Source organism: Neorhizobium sp. T25_27 (assembly GCF_002968565.1).
GTDB classification, from domain to species: Bacteria; Pseudomonadota; Alphaproteobacteria; order Rhizobiales; family Rhizobiaceae; genus Neorhizobium; species Neorhizobium tomejilense.
Genome location: NZ_PVBJ01000001.1, coordinates 1,019,811 through 1,036,346, shown reverse-complemented (window position 1 = coordinate 1,036,346; position 16,536 = coordinate 1,019,811). Strand labels below are relative to the sequence as shown.

At 61.8% G+C, this 16,536-nt stretch carries 16 protein-coding genes; 11 read left to right on the top strand and 5 right to left on the bottom strand.

Annotated features, from left to right (window positions below; translation table 11 throughout):
• Nucleotides 1-10 precede the first annotated feature (10 nt).
• Nucleotides 11-1,084 (top strand): BMP family ABC transporter substrate-binding protein, encoded by a 1,074-nt coding sequence (locus C5J24_RS05190; protein ID WP_105416066.1) that lies wholly within the window; start codon nt 11-13, stop codon nt 1,082-1,084.
• A 128-nt stretch (nt 1,085-1,212) separates the two neighbouring features.
• Here the strand turns inward: C5J24_RS05190 and C5J24_RS05185 are convergent, their stop codons facing one another.
• Nucleotides 1,213-2,259: an NAD(P)-dependent alcohol dehydrogenase gene (locus C5J24_RS05185; RefSeq protein WP_105416064.1), complete on the bottom strand. Its 1,047-nt coding sequence runs from the start codon at nt 2,257-2,259 to the stop codon at nt 1,213-1,215.
• A gap of 188 nt (nt 2,260-2,447) precedes the next feature.
• Here C5J24_RS05185 and C5J24_RS05180 point away from each other — a divergent pair, with 188 nt between their 5' ends.
• Nucleotides 2,448-3,350 (top strand): AraC family transcriptional regulator, encoded by a 903-nt coding sequence (locus tag C5J24_RS05180; RefSeq protein ID WP_046636353.1) that lies wholly within the window; start codon nt 2,448-2,450, stop codon nt 3,348-3,350.
• Nucleotides 3,351-3,372: 22 nt separating this feature from the next.
• Here the strand turns inward: C5J24_RS05180 and C5J24_RS05175 are convergent, their stop codons facing one another.
• Nucleotides 3,373-3,735 (bottom strand): DUF4087 domain-containing protein, encoded by a 363-nt coding sequence (locus C5J24_RS05175; RefSeq protein WP_105403458.1) that lies wholly within the window; start codon nt 3,733-3,735, stop codon nt 3,373-3,375.
• 186 nt (nt 3,736-3,921) lie between these two features.
• Here C5J24_RS05175 and C5J24_RS05170 point away from each other — a divergent pair, with 186 nt between their 5' ends.
• Nucleotides 3,922-4,560, top strand: coding sequence for a TetR/AcrR family transcriptional regulator (locus C5J24_RS05170; protein WP_105403459.1), 639 nt, complete (start codon nt 3,922-3,924; stop codon nt 4,558-4,560).
• 40 nt (nt 4,561-4,600) lie between these two features.
• Nucleotides 4,601-5,620: a ketol-acid reductoisomerase gene (gene ilvC, locus C5J24_RS05165; protein WP_037082110.1), complete on the top strand. Its 1,020-nt coding sequence runs from the start codon at nt 4,601-4,603 to the stop codon at nt 5,618-5,620.
• Between the two features lie 24 nt (nt 5,621-5,644).
• Here the strand turns inward: ilvC and C5J24_RS05160 are convergent, their stop codons facing one another.
• Together C5J24_RS05160 and C5J24_RS05155 are read right to left on the bottom strand one after the other, a co-directional pair.
• Nucleotides 5,645-6,031 carry a type II toxin-antitoxin system VapC family toxin gene (locus C5J24_RS05160; protein WP_105416062.1) on the bottom strand — a complete coding sequence of 129 codons (387 nt, stop codon included), beginning with the start codon at nt 6,029-6,031 and terminating at the stop codon, nt 5,645-5,647.
• Nucleotides 6,031-6,240 (bottom strand): AbrB/MazE/SpoVT family DNA-binding domain-containing protein, encoded by a 210-nt coding sequence (locus tag C5J24_RS05155; RefSeq protein WP_105403461.1) that lies wholly within the window; start codon nt 6,238-6,240, stop codon nt 6,031-6,033. Before C5J24_RS05155 ends, C5J24_RS05160 begins: the two co-directional genes overlap by 1 nt.
• A 167-nt stretch (nt 6,241-6,407) precedes the next feature.
• Here C5J24_RS05155 and C5J24_RS05150 point away from each other — a divergent pair, with 167 nt between their 5' ends.
• Nucleotides 6,408-7,634 carry a PLP-dependent aminotransferase family protein gene (locus tag C5J24_RS05150; protein ID WP_105416060.1) on the top strand — a complete coding sequence of 409 codons (1,227 nt, stop codon included), beginning with the start codon at nt 6,408-6,410 and terminating at the stop codon, nt 7,632-7,634.
• A gap of 82 nt (nt 7,635-7,716) precedes the next feature.
• Here the strand turns inward: C5J24_RS05150 and C5J24_RS05145 are convergent, their stop codons facing one another.
• The gene (locus tag C5J24_RS05145) at nt 7,717-9,618 is read right to left on the bottom strand and encodes a hypothetical protein (protein ID WP_105403463.1); all 1,902 of its coding nucleotides are present in this window, start codon (nt 9,616-9,618) and stop codon (nt 7,717-7,719) included.
• A 243-nt stretch (nt 9,619-9,861) separates the two neighbouring features.
• Here C5J24_RS05145 and C5J24_RS05140 point away from each other — a divergent pair, with 243 nt between their 5' ends.
• The 6 genes from C5J24_RS05140 (at nt 9,862) to C5J24_RS05115 (ending at nt 16,451) form a co-directional block, all read left to right on the top strand.
• On the top strand, nt 9,862-10,845 hold the full coding sequence (locus C5J24_RS05140; protein ID WP_046636347.1) for an ABC transporter substrate-binding protein: 984 nt from the start codon (nt 9,862-9,864) through the stop codon (nt 10,843-10,845).
• 12 nt (nt 10,846-10,857) lie between these two features.
• Nucleotides 10,858-12,552, top strand: coding sequence for an iron ABC transporter permease (locus C5J24_RS05135; RefSeq protein ID WP_105416058.1), 1,695 nt, complete (start codon nt 10,858-10,860; stop codon nt 12,550-12,552).
• Nucleotides 12,540-13,568, top strand: a complete 1,029-nt coding sequence (locus C5J24_RS05130; RefSeq protein WP_105416056.1) for an ABC transporter ATP-binding protein — start codon at nt 12,540-12,542, stop codon at nt 13,566-13,568. Before C5J24_RS05135 ends, C5J24_RS05130 begins: the two co-directional genes overlap by 13 nt.
• A gap of 49 nt (nt 13,569-13,617) precedes the next feature.
• Nucleotides 13,618-14,727: an endonuclease/exonuclease/phosphatase family protein gene (locus tag C5J24_RS05125; RefSeq protein WP_105416054.1), complete on the top strand. Its 1,110-nt coding sequence runs from the start codon at nt 13,618-13,620 to the stop codon at nt 14,725-14,727.
• The gene (locus C5J24_RS05120) at nt 14,724-15,458 is read left to right on the top strand and encodes a DNA mismatch repair protein MutT (RefSeq protein WP_105416052.1); all 735 of its coding nucleotides are present in this window, start codon (nt 14,724-14,726) and stop codon (nt 15,456-15,458) included. The genes C5J24_RS05125 and C5J24_RS05120 overlap by 4 nt, the downstream gene beginning before the upstream one ends.
• 63 nt (nt 15,459-15,521) lie before the next feature.
• Nucleotides 15,522-16,451, top strand: coding sequence for a PhzF family phenazine biosynthesis protein (locus tag C5J24_RS05115; protein WP_105403469.1), 930 nt, complete (start codon nt 15,522-15,524; stop codon nt 16,449-16,451).
• The last annotated feature ends 85 nt before the right edge of the window (nt 16,452-16,536 follow it).

Below are 16,536 nucleotides of genomic sequence, written 5' to 3'. Positions count from 1 at the left end.
AGGTTAGGAAATGAAGAAACTGATTATCGCCCTTGCCGCATCGGCCGCCCTGATGGGCGGTTTTTCGACCGGCGCCGTGGCTCAGGAGAAGAAGAAGGTCTGCTTCATCTACGTCGGATCTAAGACGGATGGTGGCTGGACCCAGGCCCATGACCTCGGTCGCCAGCAGCTCGACAAGGCACTCGGCGCCAAGGTCGAAACGCCCTTCCTCGAAAACGTGCCGGAAGGCCCGGATGCGGAACGCGCGATCGAGCGCATGGCCCGTTCCGGCTGCTCGCTGGTCTTCACGACGTCCTTCGGCTTCATGGATGCCACCGTCAAGGTCGCTGCGAAATTTCCCGATGTGAAGTTCGAACATGCGACCGGCTTCAAGGCTGGGCCGAACCTTGCGACCTACAATTCGCGCTTCTACGAAGGCCGTTATATCCAGGGCCAGATCGCCGCGAAGATGTCGAAGAAGGGCGTCGCCGGCTACATCGCCTCCTTCCCGATTCCGGAAGTGGTGATGGGCATCAACGCCTTCGAACTGGGCGCCAGGTCGATCAATCCGAACTTCAAGCTGAAGGTCGTCTGGGCCAATACCTGGTTCGACCCCGGCAAGGAAGCCGATGCCGCCAAGGCGCTGATCGACCAGGGCGTCGACATCCTGACCCAGCACACCGATACGACCGCTCCGATGCAGGTCGCCTCCGAGCGCGGCATCCTCGCCTTCGGCCAGGCCTCCGACATGATCGCGGCCGGCCCGAAGACGCAGCTGACCGCCATCGTCGACACCTGGGGCGCCTATTACATCAAGCGCGCCCAGGCGCTGCTCGACGGCACCTGGAAGTCCGAGCAGATCTGGGATGGCCTGAAGGACGGCATCCTGACCATGGCGCCCTATACCAACATGCCGGACGACGTGAAGGCGATGGCCGAAGAGACGGAAGCCAAGATCAAGTCGGGCGAACTGCATCCGTTCACCGGCCCGATCAACAAGCAGGACGGCACCGCGTGGCTGCCTGCCGGCGAAAAGGCGCAGGACGGCGTCCTGCTCGGCATGAATTTCTACGTCGAAGGCGTGGATGACAAGCTGCCGAAGTAGGGAAAAGCGGCCGGAAACGATCACGGTATAGTTTCGAACGGCGTGCTGATCTCAGCGACCGGCAATGGTCGGCATAAGAAAAAAGGGCGGTCCGCGGACCGCCCTTTCTGTTTCGACCTTTTGGGCTGTCAGGCAGCCAGCGAGGCGATGTCGATGACGAAGCGGTAGCGCACGTCGCTCTTGATGACGCGTTCATAGGCTTCGTTGATATCCTGGATATTGATCTTCTCGATCTCGGACGTGATGCCGTGCTCGCCGCAGAAATCCAGCATTTCCTGGGTTTCCTTGATGGAGCCGATCATCGAGCCCGAAAGGCTCTTGCGACCGCCGATGACCGAGAAGGCGTGGACCGGGACCGCATGTTCCGGGACGCCGACCAGCACCATCGAGCCGTCGAATTTCAAGAGGCCGAGATAGGCATTCCAGTCGATCGCCGTACCGACCGTGCAGATGATCAGGTCGAACGTGCCGGCGAGCTTGGTGAAGGTCTCGGCGTCGCTGGTGGCGTAATAGTCCTTGGCGCCGAGCCTCATGCCGTCTTCCTTTTTCGACAGCGTCTGGCTGAGCACGGTGATGTCGGCGCCCATGGCCGAACCGAGCTTGACGCCCATGTGGCCGAGGCCGCCCATGCCGACGATCGCGACCTTCATGCCGGGACCGGCCTTCCAGTGGCGCAGCGGCGAGTAGAGCGTGATACCGGCGCAAAGCAGCGGGGCGCCGGCGTCGAGCGGGATATTGTCCGGGAAGGAGAGGACATAACCTTCCTTGACGACGATCGAATCCGAATAACCGCCATAGGTCGGCGTCGTGCCATCAGCCTCGACGTCGTTATAGGTCTGGGTGAGGCCCGGCAGGAAGTGTTCGTAGTCGAGATCGCGGGTGGCGCAGCCGATGCAGGAATTCACGAAGCAGCCGACACCGACACGGTCGCCGACCTTGAACTTGGTGACCTTGGAGCCGACGGCCGAAACGACGCCGGCCACTTCATGACCCGGCACCATCGGAAAACGGGAATTGCCCCATTCGTTGCGGGCCTGGTGGATGTCCGAATGGCAGACGCCGCAATACTGCACCGAGATGACGACGTCGTCGTCATTGGGTTCGCGGCGCTCGAAGGTGAAAGGCGTCAATGGTTTCGACGCGTCGGTCGCGGCATAGCCTTTTGCAATAGCCATGGGAGCTCCATTCATCTGTTGGGGTTGGGAGGGAATTGGACGCGCGGACTATGCCTCCGGACCTCGCAACGGCGTTAGAGCGATCCTGCGAGCTTTTTGCACGATCCTGCAAAAGTGATCGCCCGCCTGTTGGTTTCAGGAGCAAGTCGGCATAGGAAAAGCGGTCACCTGCTCATTCCGGAGGCTCCATGACACTGCCCTTCAATCCCTATCACGAGGCGGCCTCGATTGCCGCGCGGCACGTTCAGAAGGATGGGGAAGTGTTCACAGCCGTTGGAAATCTGATGCTCAGCCGGCGGACGGTCCCAACCGCACCGCTCTATATGGACTACCGACCCTGCCTTGGTTTGGTCCTGCAAGGCACCAAGAGCGTCAAGCTGGGGGACGAGACGATCGCCTACGGCGTCGGCGATTATCTTCTCACCTCGATCGAATTGCCGGTGACCTCGCGCGTCACTGTCGCAAGCCCGGAGGTGCCGCACTTATGTTTCGCGCTTGCCATCGATACGGACCGCCTGTCCGCGCTGCTGGAGCGGGTAGACGTTCCACGGCCTGGTTCCGACACGGATGCCATGCGCGGCATCGTCTCCAACGTCGCGCCTCCGGAATTGCTCGATGCAGCCACGCGGCTGCTTCGCCTCCTGGACCGGCCGGCTGACATAGCCGCCATGGCGCCGCTCATCGAGCAGGAAATCCTCTATCGCGTGCTTTGCGGGCCTGACGGCGCACGGCTTGTTCATATCGCGACCGCCGAAAGCCGCAGCAACCGCATCGCCCGCGCCGTCGCCTGGCTGCGCGCCAATTTCCACCGCACGCTGCGGATCGAGGACCTTGCGGACCATGTCGGCATGAGCCCGTCCTCGCTGCACCATCATTTCAAGTCGGTGACGGCGATGACGCCGGTGCAGTTCCAGAAGAAGCTGCGCCTGCACGAGGCGCGGCGGCTGATGCTGCTGGAGGGCCTCGATGTCGGCAGCGCCGGCCACCGGGTCGGCTACCAGAGCCCGTCGCAGTTCAGCCGCGAATACAGCCGGCTCTACGGCATATCACCGCTGCGTGACGTGGGTGCGATCCTGGCCGCCGCGGAATAGCGAGGCTTAAAACCCTTGGTGATCAACCAGGGAATTTCAGCGCCTTGTCGTTGCGGCACTGGGCAAGTTTGAGCTGCTTGAACGAATAGATTTTGGTGATCTGTCCGTCGCCGCCCGTATCGACCTTCATGCAGGCGCAGGCGTAACCGTAGCTGCCGTTGGTGCGGACATAGTCGCGTTCCGAAATGTCCGGGATGAGATCCATGCCTTCGGGCTCGTCTTCGCTTCCCTGGGTGCGAATCGTCCAGGTGTCCTCGGCGTCGTCCAGCCACCAGTTGCCGGGCGTCGGATTCTGGATCCAGCCGCAACGGTTGTCGGCGGCATGGGCAACAGCGGCAAGGGCAAGAAAAGCGAAGGCGGCGATGGCGCAGTATACCCGGTTCATGAATGTCCTCCTGATCGTTCGGGCGATTGTATCGGCTCCGGGAACGTCTAGCTTAAAAACCTTCATCGTTGATGATCGGACCTTGAAAGAACGGACTTGACGGCGGCGGCGGATGCTTTATACGGGCAGAACCGTACCGTACGGTACGCAAAAGGATTTAAAACCGTGAGAGCCGATACCTCCGACATGCCCGAATTTTCGCCGCGCCAGAACGCCGTTCTGGAACAGGCGCTTCGGCTGCTCGTGGAAGGCGGCGAGAAGGCGCTGACCACGTCTGGTCTTGCCCGCGCCGCCAATTGCTCCAAGGAAAGCCTCTACAAGTGGTTCGGCGACCGCGAAGGCCTGCTGGCGGCGATGATCGCCCATCAGGCGAGCAAGGTGCGCACCTTCGAACGTTCCGGCGAACGGCTGACCGCCGATCTCCTGCGTGACCATCTCGAACTTTTTGCCCGCGATCTGCTGGTCGTCCTGGCCGGCGACGTTTCGCTGGCGCTGAACCGGCTGGCGATCGGCCAGGCGACCCGTGAAGGATCGAAGCTCGGGAAGCTTCTGCTCGAACACGGCCGCCGGCAGATCGACCGCCGCGCCATGGCGCTGATCGACCAGGGGAAAAGGGCAGGGCTGCTGCGCTTCGACAACGCGGATGCCGCCTATCACACGCTTTACGGCCTGATCGTTTCCGACCTGCATGTGCGCATGCTGCTCGGCGAGCCCGGCCTCAAGGACAATGCGCGCCAGGCGGAGAGGGCGGTCGCAGCCTTTCTCACGCTGCACGGCACGCAGAAACAATCGGCGGACGCGCTCGGCGTCTCCGCTGGACGATGACAATCATCAACAGACCTCACGCATAGGGAAGGAAAAATCGATGCGCGTTTATTATGATCGGGATGCCGATATCAACCTCATCAAGTCCAAGAACGTCGCCATCATCGGCTACGGTAGCCAGGGTCGCGCACATGCGCTGAACCTCAAGGACTCGGGCGCCAAGAACGTCGTGATCGCACTCAAGGCCGGTTCCGGAACGATCAAGAAGGCGGAAGCCGACGGCTTCAAGGTGATGACCGTTGCCGAGGCCGCCAAGTGGGCCGACCTGATGATGATGGCGACCCCGGACGAACTCCAGGCCGACATCTACAAGGCCGAAATTGCCGGCAACATCCGCGACGGCGCCGCAATCGCCTTTGCGCACGGCCTCAACATCCATTTCGGCCTGATCGAGCCGAAGACCTCGGTCGACGTGGTCATGATCGCGCCGAAGGGCCCGGGCCACACGGTTCGCGGCGAATACCAGAAGGGCGGCGGCGTTCCTTGCCTCGTTGCCGTTCACCAGAACGCTTCCGGCAACGCGCTTGAACTCGCTCTCTCCTACGCCTGCGGCGTCGGCGGCGGCCGTTCGGGCATCATCGAAACCAACTTCCGCGAAGAATGCGAAACCGATCTCTTCGGCGAACAGGTCGTTCTCTGCGGCGGTCTCGTCGAGCTGATCCGCGCTGGTTTCGAAACCCTGACCGAAGCCGGCTATGCGCCGGAAATGGCCTATTTCGAATGCCTGCACGAAGTGAAGCTGATCGTCGACCTGATCTATGAAGGCGGCATCGCCAACATGAACTACTCGATCTCCAACACGGCCGAGTGGGGCGAATACGTCACCGGTCCGCGCATCATCACCGAAGAAACCAAGGCCGAGATGAAGCGGGTCCTGAAGGACATTCAGACCGGCAAGTTCACCTCGGACTGGATGCAGGAATACCGTGCCGGCGGCTCGCGCTTCAAGGGCATCCGCCGCATGAACGACAGCCACCAGATCGAGGAAGTCGGCGCCAAGCTGCGCGGCATGATGCCCTGGATCGGCAAGAACAAGTTGGTCGACAAGAGCGTCAACTAAGCTTTTCAAGCTCGGGGGTGGAGCCTAGCGTTCCGCCCCCGGTTTCTGAACATAGGTGACATGCGGCAGGTGTTCGAAATGCCGGTCGCAGGTCAGAAGATCGGCATCGACGAACCTAGCGGTCGCGTAGATGATGGCATCGGCGGTCGAAAGCTGAAAACGGCGGGAAACTTCGGCCGCATCCAAGGCAATTTCGGTGCCGAGTTCAACAACGAGGCATTCGGTTGTATAAGAAATGAAGCGGTCGGCAGATTCCTCGCCCTTCTCCCGCATCAGCCATTTGCACATTTCCATTTGAATGATCGTAGGCACGATTAATTCATGCGTTTCAGGAATCTCGCCTGCCAGGCGAGAAGCCAGAGGACTGTCGATCAGCCATTCGATCCATGCCGAGCTGTCGACGACGCGCATCAGTACCGATCGTCCCTGTCCCGGTAATTGCTCGTGTCGGCGCCCTTTGCTATTCCTCGCAATTCGTCTCGTGTCGGCACAGGGACGAGAACGACACTCTTTCCTTTTGGAATGAAAGCAAATTGCTGCCCAGCTTGCCAATTATGCCTTTCGCGGATTTCCTTGGGTATGGAAATCTGGAATTTGGACGACAAGGTCGCAACTGCCATGATCTTACCTATGGTGCATCGATCGCTTGTTGGTAAGATATGCCGGTTCGTGGTAAAGCACAATGGTCCAAAAAAAATCGCAGCAACCTCGATAGGTCAGTCTTGCTGACCTATCGGTCTTTGTATAAAGTTCGGACAAAGAAAATTGAAATAAGAGGAAACATCCCGTGCTTGATTGGGAACAAATCTTTGCGACGCGCTCCAGCCGCATGCGCGCCTCTGAAATCCGCGAGCTGCTGAAGCTGCTCGACCAGCCCGATATCATCTCTTTCGCAGGCGGCATTCCCGATCCGGCGCTGTTTCCGGACGTAGCTTTCAAGGAAGCCTATTCGGACATTTTTTCCAGTGCCCAGGTGGGGGCAGCGCTGCAGTATTCGGTCAGCGAAGGCTATAAGCCGCTGCGCGAATGGCTCGCTCGCGACGTCGCGAAGATCGGTATCGACTGCACGCCCGATAACGTCTTCATAACCTCCGGATCGCAGCAGGCGCTCGATTATCTCGGCAAGCTGTTCCTGTCGCCGAACGACACGGCGCTGGTCACCTGGCCGACCTATCTCGGCGCGCTTTCGGCCTTCAATGCCTACGAGCCGAATTACGACCAGCTGTCGCTGAACGGCAACCGCACGCCGGAGGCCTACCGCGACACCGCGGCCAAGACCGGCGGCGCCGTCAAGTTCGCTTACCTTTCGGCAGACTTCTCCAATCCGACCGGCGAGACGGTTGACCTGGCCGGCCGCGAAAAGCTGCTGGCACTTGCCGACGAACTCGATATCGCAATCCTCGAGGACGCCGCCTATCAGCACCTGCGCTATGACGGCGAAGCCATTCCGCCGATCATGGCGCTCGACATCGCCCGCCGGGGCGGTATCGAAAACACCCGCACGATCTACAGCGGCAGCTTCTCGAAGACCTTGGCGCCGGGCCTGCGCGTCGGCTTCGTAGTTGCGGCGATGCCGGTTATCCGCAAGCTGGTACTGATGAAGCAGGCGGCCGACCTGCATTCCTCGACGATCAACCAGATCGCCATCGAGCACGTCGCCTCGCGCGGCTTCGATGCCCAGGTCGCCAAGATCAGGTCCGTCTACAGCAAGCGGCGCGATGCGATGTTGGCGGCACTCGACAAATACATGCCGAAGAATGCCACCTGGACGCGCCCGGAAGGCGGCATGTTCGTGTGGGTGACCTTGCCGGAAGGCATGGACGGTGCCGAGCTGCTGGCAAAATCGATCGCCACGGAAAAAGTCGCCTTCGTTCCGGGGAGGGCGTTCTACGCGGACGGCAGCAATGCCAATACGCTGCGCATGAGCTTCTCCTGCGCTGACGAGGCAATGATCGACGAGGGTATCAAGCGGCTCGGCCGCCTGATCTCCAACGCCATCCGTGCCGCTGCCTGAGCCTTCTAAGCTTTCTCAACGGAAAAAGCCTGCCGCAGAACGGCAGGCTTTTTTGTTGGTGCATATGCTTTCCGCTGTCCGGCTAGTCGGCGGCAAGCACGATCAGCATGTCGCTGTCCGAATAGGTGGTCACCTCGGACCGGGGCGGATTGACCACCACGCCGCCGAGATTCCTGAGGTCGGCGTCGCCTGGCCGCTGACGGCGGTGGCCGATGGCAATTTCGCCGCGGCGAAGGGCCGCGAGCGCCACCGTGAAGAAATTCACCGGCTTCGAGATGTCGACATAGTCGCTCATCGGCCGCATGTAGATCTCGGAGCCGGCCTCATCCAGAAGTTCGTTGAAGATTGCCGCCATGGATTCGTTTTCGGATGCCTGGGCAAGCATCAGGCTGACCAGCTTATTGCTGACGACGAAATCCTCGGCGCGGGTCACTTCCGCCAGCTCGCGGTTGCGCACGTCGATCATCTCGCTGACCACGCTGATATGCTTGCCGGCCTTTTCGCCGATCTTGCGGAGCTGCAGCAGGGTGATCAGCGTGCGGGTGTCGGCCGATTGCGCCATCATGCTGTCGCTGTAGCCGAGAACCAGGACGTGGTCGTAGGACGGGATATCGAGTGCATCGAGTGCCGAACGGCTGCTGGTGTCAATCACCCGATGATCGACGGCAAGCAGTGCCTTGTCGAGGTGAAGTGCTGCAATCTCGTCTTCGAATTCCGGCGTGTCTGCGGCGATCATCAGCCGCGAGCCGGCGGCCACGTAACGGACGAGTTCGGTCGCGATGATCGGGCCACGGCGGTTCCAGCCAAGGATCAGCGTGCGCTCGGCAGTCTTGCCGCGTTTGACGATGGCCTTGATGGCATTCTTGTCGATGCCCATGTCGCCGGACCAGGTTTTGATTGAGTCGTCGTCCTCTGCGATGATGACTGCGCGATCACCGGCGACGATCACCTGGTTCGGGTCCGGGTTGAGGCGGATTGCGCCGTCTTTGTCGCAGAGGCCGATCAGCGTGCTGTTCTCGTAAGCGAGCACCGCATTGCCGAAGGACTTTCCGACGAGGCCTGGCTGTTCGAGCGTGTAGATTTCGCAGCCGTCGAAATCGAGCAGCTCGGAATAGACCGCGCTCAGACCCGCCTGCCGGCTGGTATGGACGACGATGCGGGCGATCAGATCGTCGGCCAGCACCAGCTGCATTTCGCCGCCGCCGACGATCCTTGCCACTTCGGCATTGTCGGCGTCGCGGATTTCCGCAGCGATCATGTATTTCTCGGGCCGCCGGTTGGGGTCGTTGACCAGTGCAAGCACCGTCTTGATAACCTGCGGGTCCGCGTCCTCACCTTCCGGTGACAGCACGATGATCGACCGCGACGTCTGCGGGTTGACGATACCGAGATCGTAGAGGTCGGTCGGATCACCGCTGCGGCAGATGATCTTGGTGTTCTTGCGATCGACGACCTTGGTGGCGATCTCGTCTTCCATCTCCACCTTGTCCTTGTTCGCCATGATGACGATGCGAGGATTGCGGCGGCTCTGGTTGGCTATGATGAGTTCCGAGATGACGTCGAAGATCGAGGGCGACCAGTTGAGAATGATCGTGTGTTCTGTTTCGAGTACCCGCGAGCGCCCCTTGCGCAGCTCGTCGAGCTTTTCCTCGAGGCCGGACGAGATGACGCCGATCAACGCCGAGAAGACGAAGATGCCGGCGAGCGTGACCAGCAGCATGATGATGCGGAAACTCCAGCCCTGGTCGGCGCCCATGGTGCCGGCATCGAAGGTGCGCATCAGCGATTCCCACGTGCCTTCGATGAAGCCGAGCGATTCTGCGCCTTCCGGCGCGATGCCGGTTACGGCGAGTATCGCGCCGGCGATCATGATCACGATCAGCGATATCAGCGCCAGCCAGCCGATCAGCGCGATCGCGCCGCCCGCCATGCTCTTGTCGAACCCATAGCGCAGTCGTGCGCCCCAGTTGTCCCGGCTTTTCATTCTGTGCCCCCGAAATATACCCTGGAGCACGAGATGGCAGGATTTGGTTGCGAAACAATTGAAGTAGCGGGGTCCGGCAGTGCCGTTGTGCCGGAATGATCGAATAACAGTAAATTTAGTCTTCGTATTTCGGTCGCCGCTGGTAAAACATGCTGGAAGATCGGCGTTGCCCCCAGCCTGTCACATGGCTGTCAAGCAGGAATGCTTATCGTCCGCAGCTTATGTTCGAACAGGGACGCTCCGATGAAGAACCTTCTTTCCGCTTTCACCGCCCTCGTGGCTTTCGGCATGATTGCCGGCGCCGCTGAGGCCGCCGATCTCGTGCTCTATACCAGCCAGCCGAACGAGGACGCCCAGGCGACCGTCGACGGTTTCAAGGCTGCCAATCCGGGGCTCGACGTGCAGTGGGTGCGTGACGGGACGCCGCAGATCATGGCCAAGCTCAATGCCGAGATCCAGGCCGGCAATCCGGCGGCCGACGTTCTCCTGATCGCCGACACGGTGACGCTCGAGCGCATGAAGCAGGCAGGCCAGCTGATGGCCTACAAGTCGCCGGAAGCCGCCAATTACGACAAGGCCCTCTATGACGCCGACGGCTTCTACCATTCGACCAAGCTGATCACCACCGGCATCATCTACAACACCCAGGCCGCGATGAAGCCGACCAGCTGGGCAGACCTTGCCAAGCCGGAAGCCAAAGGTCTCGTCACCATGCCGAGCCCGCTCGCCTCGGGTGCCGCCCTCATCCACGCACAGACGCTTTCCGGCATCCCCGGCCTCGGCTGGGACTATTACAAGAACCTCAAGGCAAACGGCGCGATTGCAGCCGGCGGCAACGGCGCGATCCTGAAGTCCGTCGCTTCGGGCGAAAAGGCCTACGGCTTCGTCGTCGACTACCTGCCGATCCGCGAAAAGGCGAAGGGCGCTCCCGTCGAGTTCGTCTTCCCGAAGGAAGGCGTGTCCGCGGTGACCGAGCCGGCAGCGATCCTTGCCTCCACCAAACATGCGGACAATGCCAAGAAGTTCATCGACTACGTGCTCTCGCAGAAGGGCCAGGAAGGCTTCCTGAAGCTCGGCTACATCCCGGCCCGCAACGGCATGGCCGTACCGGCCGGCTTCCCGGCGCGCGAGACGATCAAGGTCCTGCCGATCAATGCTCCCGAGGCGCTCAAGAACTCGGAGAAGGACGTCAAGGGCTTCGCGGATATCTTCGGCATCAAAGGCTGATATAAGCGCCATATGACGCGACCTCAGAAACAGGGAAACAGCCAGCCACGCTGGCTGTTTCCTTTTGTCGTAACCGTGATCTTCTGCCTGAGCGTGCTGCCGCTCGGTCGGCTTGCCGCGACCGGAATCATGTCCGCCCTTCGCGGCGGGGCGAGCGAACTTCTGTCCGATCCGGGCCTGTGGCGGTCGGTCTATGACACGCTGTCCACCTCCTTTTTCGGCATGATCGCAGCCGTCGTTCTGGGGGGCGGCTTCGCGCTGCTGCTGACGCTGTTTGACATCCGGGGCAAGGCTCTCCTCGGTTTCCTCTTCATGCTGCCAACGATGATCCCGCCGCAGGTGACGGCGCTTGCCTGGATCGGCATGACCGGGCCTTCCAGCGCGCTCCTGAAGGCGCTGGGGCTCGCGCCGCCGCTCGGTTCACCGCAGCCGCTCTATTCGATCGGCGGCATCGCGCTGCTCTACGGCGTCCAGAATGCGGCCCTCGTCTACCTCTCGCTCCGGGCCGGGCTGCTGGCGCTGCCGCGCGATGCAGTGGAGGCGGCGAGGCTTTCCGGCGCATCGTCCTTTCAGGTGCTGAAGGACGTCATCCTGCCTTTGTCGCTGCCGGGTCTCGCGGCAGGCGCGGCGATTGCCTTCGTTTCCTGCATCGGCAATTTCGGCATTCCGGCAATCCTCGGCATTCCCGCCGGGATCTATACGCTGCCGACCCTCATCTATTCAAAATTCGCGGCTTTCGGTCCCCGCACGTTCGCGGACATCTCGGTCCTGTCCGGCCTGATTGCGATCCTGTCGGTGATCGGGCTGATGGTCGAGGCACGGGTGTTGCGCGGCCGCGATTATCGCGTCATCGGCCTGTCGGGGCAGGTCGCCGTGTTCCGGCTCGGCACCTGGCGCCGGTTTGCCGAACTCCTGCTCTGGTTGACGATCTTCCTGATCCTCGCCATGCCGCTCATCGCTCTTGTCGCGAGCTCGCTGGCGCCTGCCTACGGCGTGCCGCTCAACCCGGCGACCGTCACCATCAAGGCCTATGAGGAAATCCTGTACCGCCAGGCCGCGACGCGCATTGCGTTCACCAATTCCCTCTCGCTGTCGCTCGCCACCGCCTTCGGTCTCCTGGTGGTGACGGTGCTGACCGGCTATTTCCTGGTGCGCAGCAAGAGCCGCTTCGTGGGCCTCATTTCGGCGCTCGCGGAAATCCCCTATGCGCTGCCGGGCATCGTGCTGGCTGTCGCCTTCATCCTGCTGTTCGCGGCGCCCATTCCGGTGATCGGCATCTCGATCTATGGGACGATCTGGATCATCCTGATCGCCTATTTCTCGAGTTTCTTCGCCGTCAGCCTGAAGCCCGTAGTTAGCGCCTTCCGTCAGCTCGATCCGTCGCTCGAGGAGGCGGCGCGGCTTTCCGGAGCAGGGTTCGCGCGCCGGCTCGTCGATATTCTCGTGCCCCTGGTGGCACCGGCCGCAGGCGCCTCGGTGATCCTGGTGTTCCTGATCGCCTGCAACGAACTGACAGTCTCGGCGCTCCTCTGGTCGGCTGGCACCCAGACCCTTGGCGTGCTGATCTACAATCTCGATGACAGCGGCAGCTTCAACATCGCTGCTGCACTCTCCGTCCTCGTCGTCATCATGGTGATAGCGATGATGGTGGTGCTGGAACTGATGGCGAAACGACTGCCGAAAGGTGTGGTACCGTGGCGAAGCTGATCCTCAACCGCCTCTCCAAGACGTTCGACACCGGCGGCCGTGCGGCCGTCAACGACGTGTCGCTGACGGTACGCGAAGGCGGCTTCCTGGCGCTGCTCGGGCCTTCCGGCTGCGGCAAGACGACGGTGCTCAGGATGATCGCCGGTTTCGAACAGCCGAGCGACGGCTCGATCCTGCTTGGCGAGCGCGTTCTGGCGGACGCAGCCGAGATGGTGTCGCCCGAACATCGCAACATGGCGATGGTCTTCCAGTCCTATGCGCTCTGGCCGCATATGAGCGTCGCGGAAAATGTCGGCTACCCTTTGAAGGTGCGCGGCGTTTCGGGCGAGAAACGTGCACGCAAGGTGAGGGAGGCGCTTGCCGCCGTCCGCCTCGAGGCCTACGCGGACCGCCGTCCGGCGGATCTTTCCGGCGGCCAGCGGCAGCGCGTTGCGCTCGCCCGCTGCCTTGTCACCGAGCCGGACGTCGTGCTGCTCGATGAGCCGCTCGCCAATCTGGACCGGCACTTGCGCCAGGAGATGGAAGAGACGTTTCGCGAGTTCCATGCCCGATCCGGTGCGACGATGATCTATGTCACCCATGACCAGTCGGAAGCGATGGCGCTTGCGACCGACGTTGCGGTGATGTCCGAGGGCCGGCTGCTGCAGGTGGCGACGCCGGAGGAAATCTATACGCGGCCGGAGGGCCGGTTGGTCGGCGGTCTCGTGGGGCAGGGGGCGATCCTCTCGCTACCGTCACCGTTCGGTGATAGGCGGCTTTTCGACTGGCCCGCCATGCAGGAGATCCTCGCCGGGCCGGCGCAGGAGCCGCGTGCCGACATCCTCGTCCGTCCGCAGGACGTCGAAATTGCGGCGGAAGGACAGATGGCCACCGTCCTCTCGGTGCTGTTCGAGGGCGAGCGTTATGCGCTGCGTCTCGCTCTACCGGACGGACAGGCATTGCGCGCCTTCAGCCGCCAGCCGGTCAAGGTTGGCGATCGCCTGTCGATCGTGATCCGCGCGGCCTGGAGATTGTAGCCAGGCGTCGCCGTGGTTATGGTGTTCGCCAAGAAAAGGAATCCCTCTCATGTCGCTGCGTCTCGGCACCTTCAATATTGAAAACCTGATGACGCGCTTCGATTTCTCCGGCTGGCGTAATCAGCTCCGGCAGGACCGGGTGCTTCGGCTCTACGACGTGCAGGACAAGGCGGTCTACCAGCAGCTCGAGCAGGCCCGGATGATCGCCGAGACCGACGATACGCGACAGCTTTCGGCGCTGGCGATCGCGGACGCGGACGCCGACATCCTCTGCCTGCAGGAGGTCGACAGCATGCCGGCCCTGCAGGCCTTCGAATACGGGTATCTCTACCGAATGGTCGGCAACGGCTATCGCCAGAAATATCTTGTCGAGGGCAATGATTCGCGCGGCATCGACGTTGCCGTATTGATGCGCGAGGAGACCCGCAGCGGCGAGAAGATCGAGGTGCAGGACGTGCGCAGCCATGCCATGCTGACCTATCAGGACCTCGGCCTCTTCAACGACGAGCTGGCGCTCAGCAACCAGGCCCATGACAAGATCTTCAAGCGCGACTGCCTTGAACTGGAGCTGACGATCGGGTCCAAGCCGTTCTCGCTGTTCGTCGTGCACTTCAAATCCATGGGCAATGCCCGCGACGGCCAGGACGGTCGCACCGGCACGATGGCGATCCGTGTGGCGGAGGCGAAAGCGGTGCGCCAGATCGTCGAGCGCCGTTTCGGCGAGGGGCGGACGGCGGACAAGAACTTCGCCATCTGCGGCGACATGAACGATTATCAGGAAAAGGTGCAGGTGATCGGCACCCGCCGCGAAGGATACCGGTTCGAGCCGCGGCGCGAAGAGGTGAGTGCGTTGAACGTCTTCACCGACGACGGCTTCGTGGTAAACCCGACTACGCGCCGCGACGTGATGGATCGCTGGACGCTCTACCACGCGCGCGGGCCGGAGGAGCAGCACCTCTGCCAGCTCGACTATATCTGGCTGTCGCCGGCGCTCGCCGAGCACAACGCCGACAGCGTGCCGGAAATCATCCGCGGCGGCCAACCCTATCGCACCGTCTTTCCGCCGGGACAGGAAGTGGAACGGTTTCCGCGCATCGGCTGGGATCGGCCGAAGGCATCGGACCACTGCCCCGTCGTGATGTCGCTGGAGCTTCGATGACCATCCAGACGATTAGCGGCTGGCCGCCTGAAAATACCGTCTTCGAGGTCGAGGCTTTCGATCTTTCGGTGCTGCCCGGAGCACATCCCGTCTATGTCGCGCACCGGGACGAGATCGAGGAGAACTGGGCGGGGGAAGCGGCGGCCAATCCGCATCTCTTCAACGGCCAGATGGTGCTGCAGAACAGACTTTCGTTCCGCGATGGCGTGATTATCGGCGAGGCGCATGTCATCCCCTATTCGACGCTCTTATGGTGGCGGAGACAGCCTGATCCGACCGGCGCCTTTCACCTCTTCGGCTTCGCCGTGCCCGTCTCGTCCGATGGGGCGATCATCGCCGTCCGGATGAGCGAAAGGACCGCAAATCCCGGCCAGGTCTATTGCGCTGCCGGTTCGCTCGATCTTCTGGACATCGTCGACGGCAAGCTGGATCTCGAGGCCAATATGCGCCGTGAAGTGCGGGAAGAAACCGGCCTCGATCTCGCCGAAGCAGCGGCCGACCGGCGGCTCTTCGCCTGCTACGGCGGACACCGGGTCGTCGGCTTCCGCTTCTATCGCTTCGACCTTACGGCGCAGGAGATGCTGGCGCGCATTGCCGACCATATGGTCCATGACGAGGAAAAGGAGATTGCCGGAGCCGTGGCGATCCGCTCGGCCGATCGCGGCGCGCATCCCTACAGCCCGTTGATGTTCCCGATTCTCGACCTGTTTTTCGGCCAGCCGATGCCCTGAACAGGGTTGCTTTGAGCCGACCGGTCGGGCAGTTTGGCGCCATCGAAACACGGGGAGGTGTGGTTGGCCCGTCGCTACAGCATCTATGACGTCTTCACCGACAGACGACTTGCCGGCAATCCGCTGGCGGTGATTCTCGACGGAGACGACCTTGCCGACGACAAAATGCAGGCGATCGCCAGGGAGATGAATCTCTCCGAGACGGTGTTCGTCCAGTCTTCCGCGAATGCAGCCTATGCAGCCCGCCTGCGCATCTTCACGCCGGGCCGGGAATTGCCTTTTGCGGGGCATCCGACCATCGGAACGGCGGTGGCGCTCGCCGAACTCAATCATAGGTCCGGACACGGCGCCGGTCAGCCCGACATGGATCTTGTCTGCGTGCTGGAGGAAAATGTCGGCCCGGTGCGCTGCGCCGTAAGGCTTCGGGCCGGCGAGGCTGGATTTGCCGAATTCGACCTGCCGAGAAAGCCGGTGCAGATCGAGCTTCCGCTCGACCGGCAGGGGCTTGCCGATGCGCTGAGCGTCAAATCGACGGATATCGGTTTCGAAAACCATGTTGCCTCCATCTGGAGCGCCGGCGTACCCTTCCTGATGATTCCGCTGCACAATCTGGCGACGGTGCAGAACCTCGAATTCGACACGGCATTGTGGGAAAAGTCAGCGCCGTTCGTCGAGGGCGCGCTTGCATCGGCATACGTCTATTGCCGCAGCGGCGTGAACCATCAGGCAAAATTCCACGCCCGGATGTTCTCGCCGGACATGGGGATTTCCGAGGATCCGGCCACGGGCGCTGCCGTTGCCGCACTCTCCGGCGCGATCCGACATTTCGATGCGCTCCCGGACGGCCATCACCCGGTGCTGGTAGAGCAGGGGGTGGAGATGGGGCGTCCGTCCCTGATCCATCTGCATATCGACGTGAAGGAGGGAGAGATCGCCAGGGCCCGCATCGGCGGCCAGGCGATCAAGGTTGCGGAAGGCACGCTCTATCTTTGAATTTCTTCGCTTGTCGATGATTGCGATATTGTGACGCAGTAAGACTTTGAAATTTTTCGTTTTTGCGTCGCTATTGAGCTGCGGA

Bases quoted from the DNA above. Each gene is read 5' to 3' on its own strand.
- C5J24_RS05140 (WP_046636347.1), top strand. From the start codon at position 9,862: ATGAAGAACCTTCTTTCCGCTTTCACCGCCCTCGTGGCTTTCGGCATG.
- C5J24_RS05160 (WP_105416062.1), bottom strand. From the start codon at position 6,031: ATGCGCGTCGTCGACAGCTCGGCATGGATCGAATGGCTGATCGACAGT.
- C5J24_RS05155 (WP_105403461.1), bottom strand. From the start codon at position 6,240: ATGGCAGTTGCGACCTTGTCGTCCAAATTCCAGATTTCCATACCCAAG.
- C5J24_RS05170 (WP_105403459.1), top strand. From the start codon at position 3,922: ATGCCCGAATTTTCGCCGCGCCAGAACGCCGTTCTGGAACAGGCGCTT.
- C5J24_RS05135 (WP_105416058.1), top strand. From the start codon at position 10,858: ATGACGCGACCTCAGAAACAGGGAAACAGCCAGCCACGCTGGCTGTTT.
- C5J24_RS05180 (WP_046636353.1), top strand. From the start codon at position 2,448: ATGACACTGCCCTTCAATCCCTATCACGAGGCGGCCTCGATTGCCGCG.
- ilvC (WP_037082110.1), top strand. From the start codon at position 4,601: ATGCGCGTTTATTATGATCGGGATGCCGATATCAACCTCATCAAGTCC.
- C5J24_RS05175 (WP_105403458.1), bottom strand. From the start codon at position 3,735: ATGAACCGGGTATACTGCGCCATCGCCGCCTTCGCTTTTCTTGCCCTT.
- C5J24_RS05120 (WP_105416052.1), top strand. From the start codon at position 14,724: ATGACCATCCAGACGATTAGCGGCTGGCCGCCTGAAAATACCGTCTTC.
- C5J24_RS05125 (WP_105416054.1), top strand. From the start codon at position 13,618: ATGTCGCTGCGTCTCGGCACCTTCAATATTGAAAACCTGATGACGCGC.
- C5J24_RS05190 (WP_105416066.1), top strand. From the start codon at position 11: ATGAAGAAACTGATTATCGCCCTTGCCGCATCGGCCGCCCTGATGGGC.
- C5J24_RS05185 (WP_105416064.1), bottom strand. From the start codon at position 2,259: ATGGCTATTGCAAAAGGCTATGCCGCGACCGACGCGTCGAAACCATTG.
- C5J24_RS05145 (WP_105403463.1), bottom strand. From the start codon at position 9,618: ATGAAAAGCCGGGACAACTGGGGCGCACGACTGCGCTATGGGTTCGAC.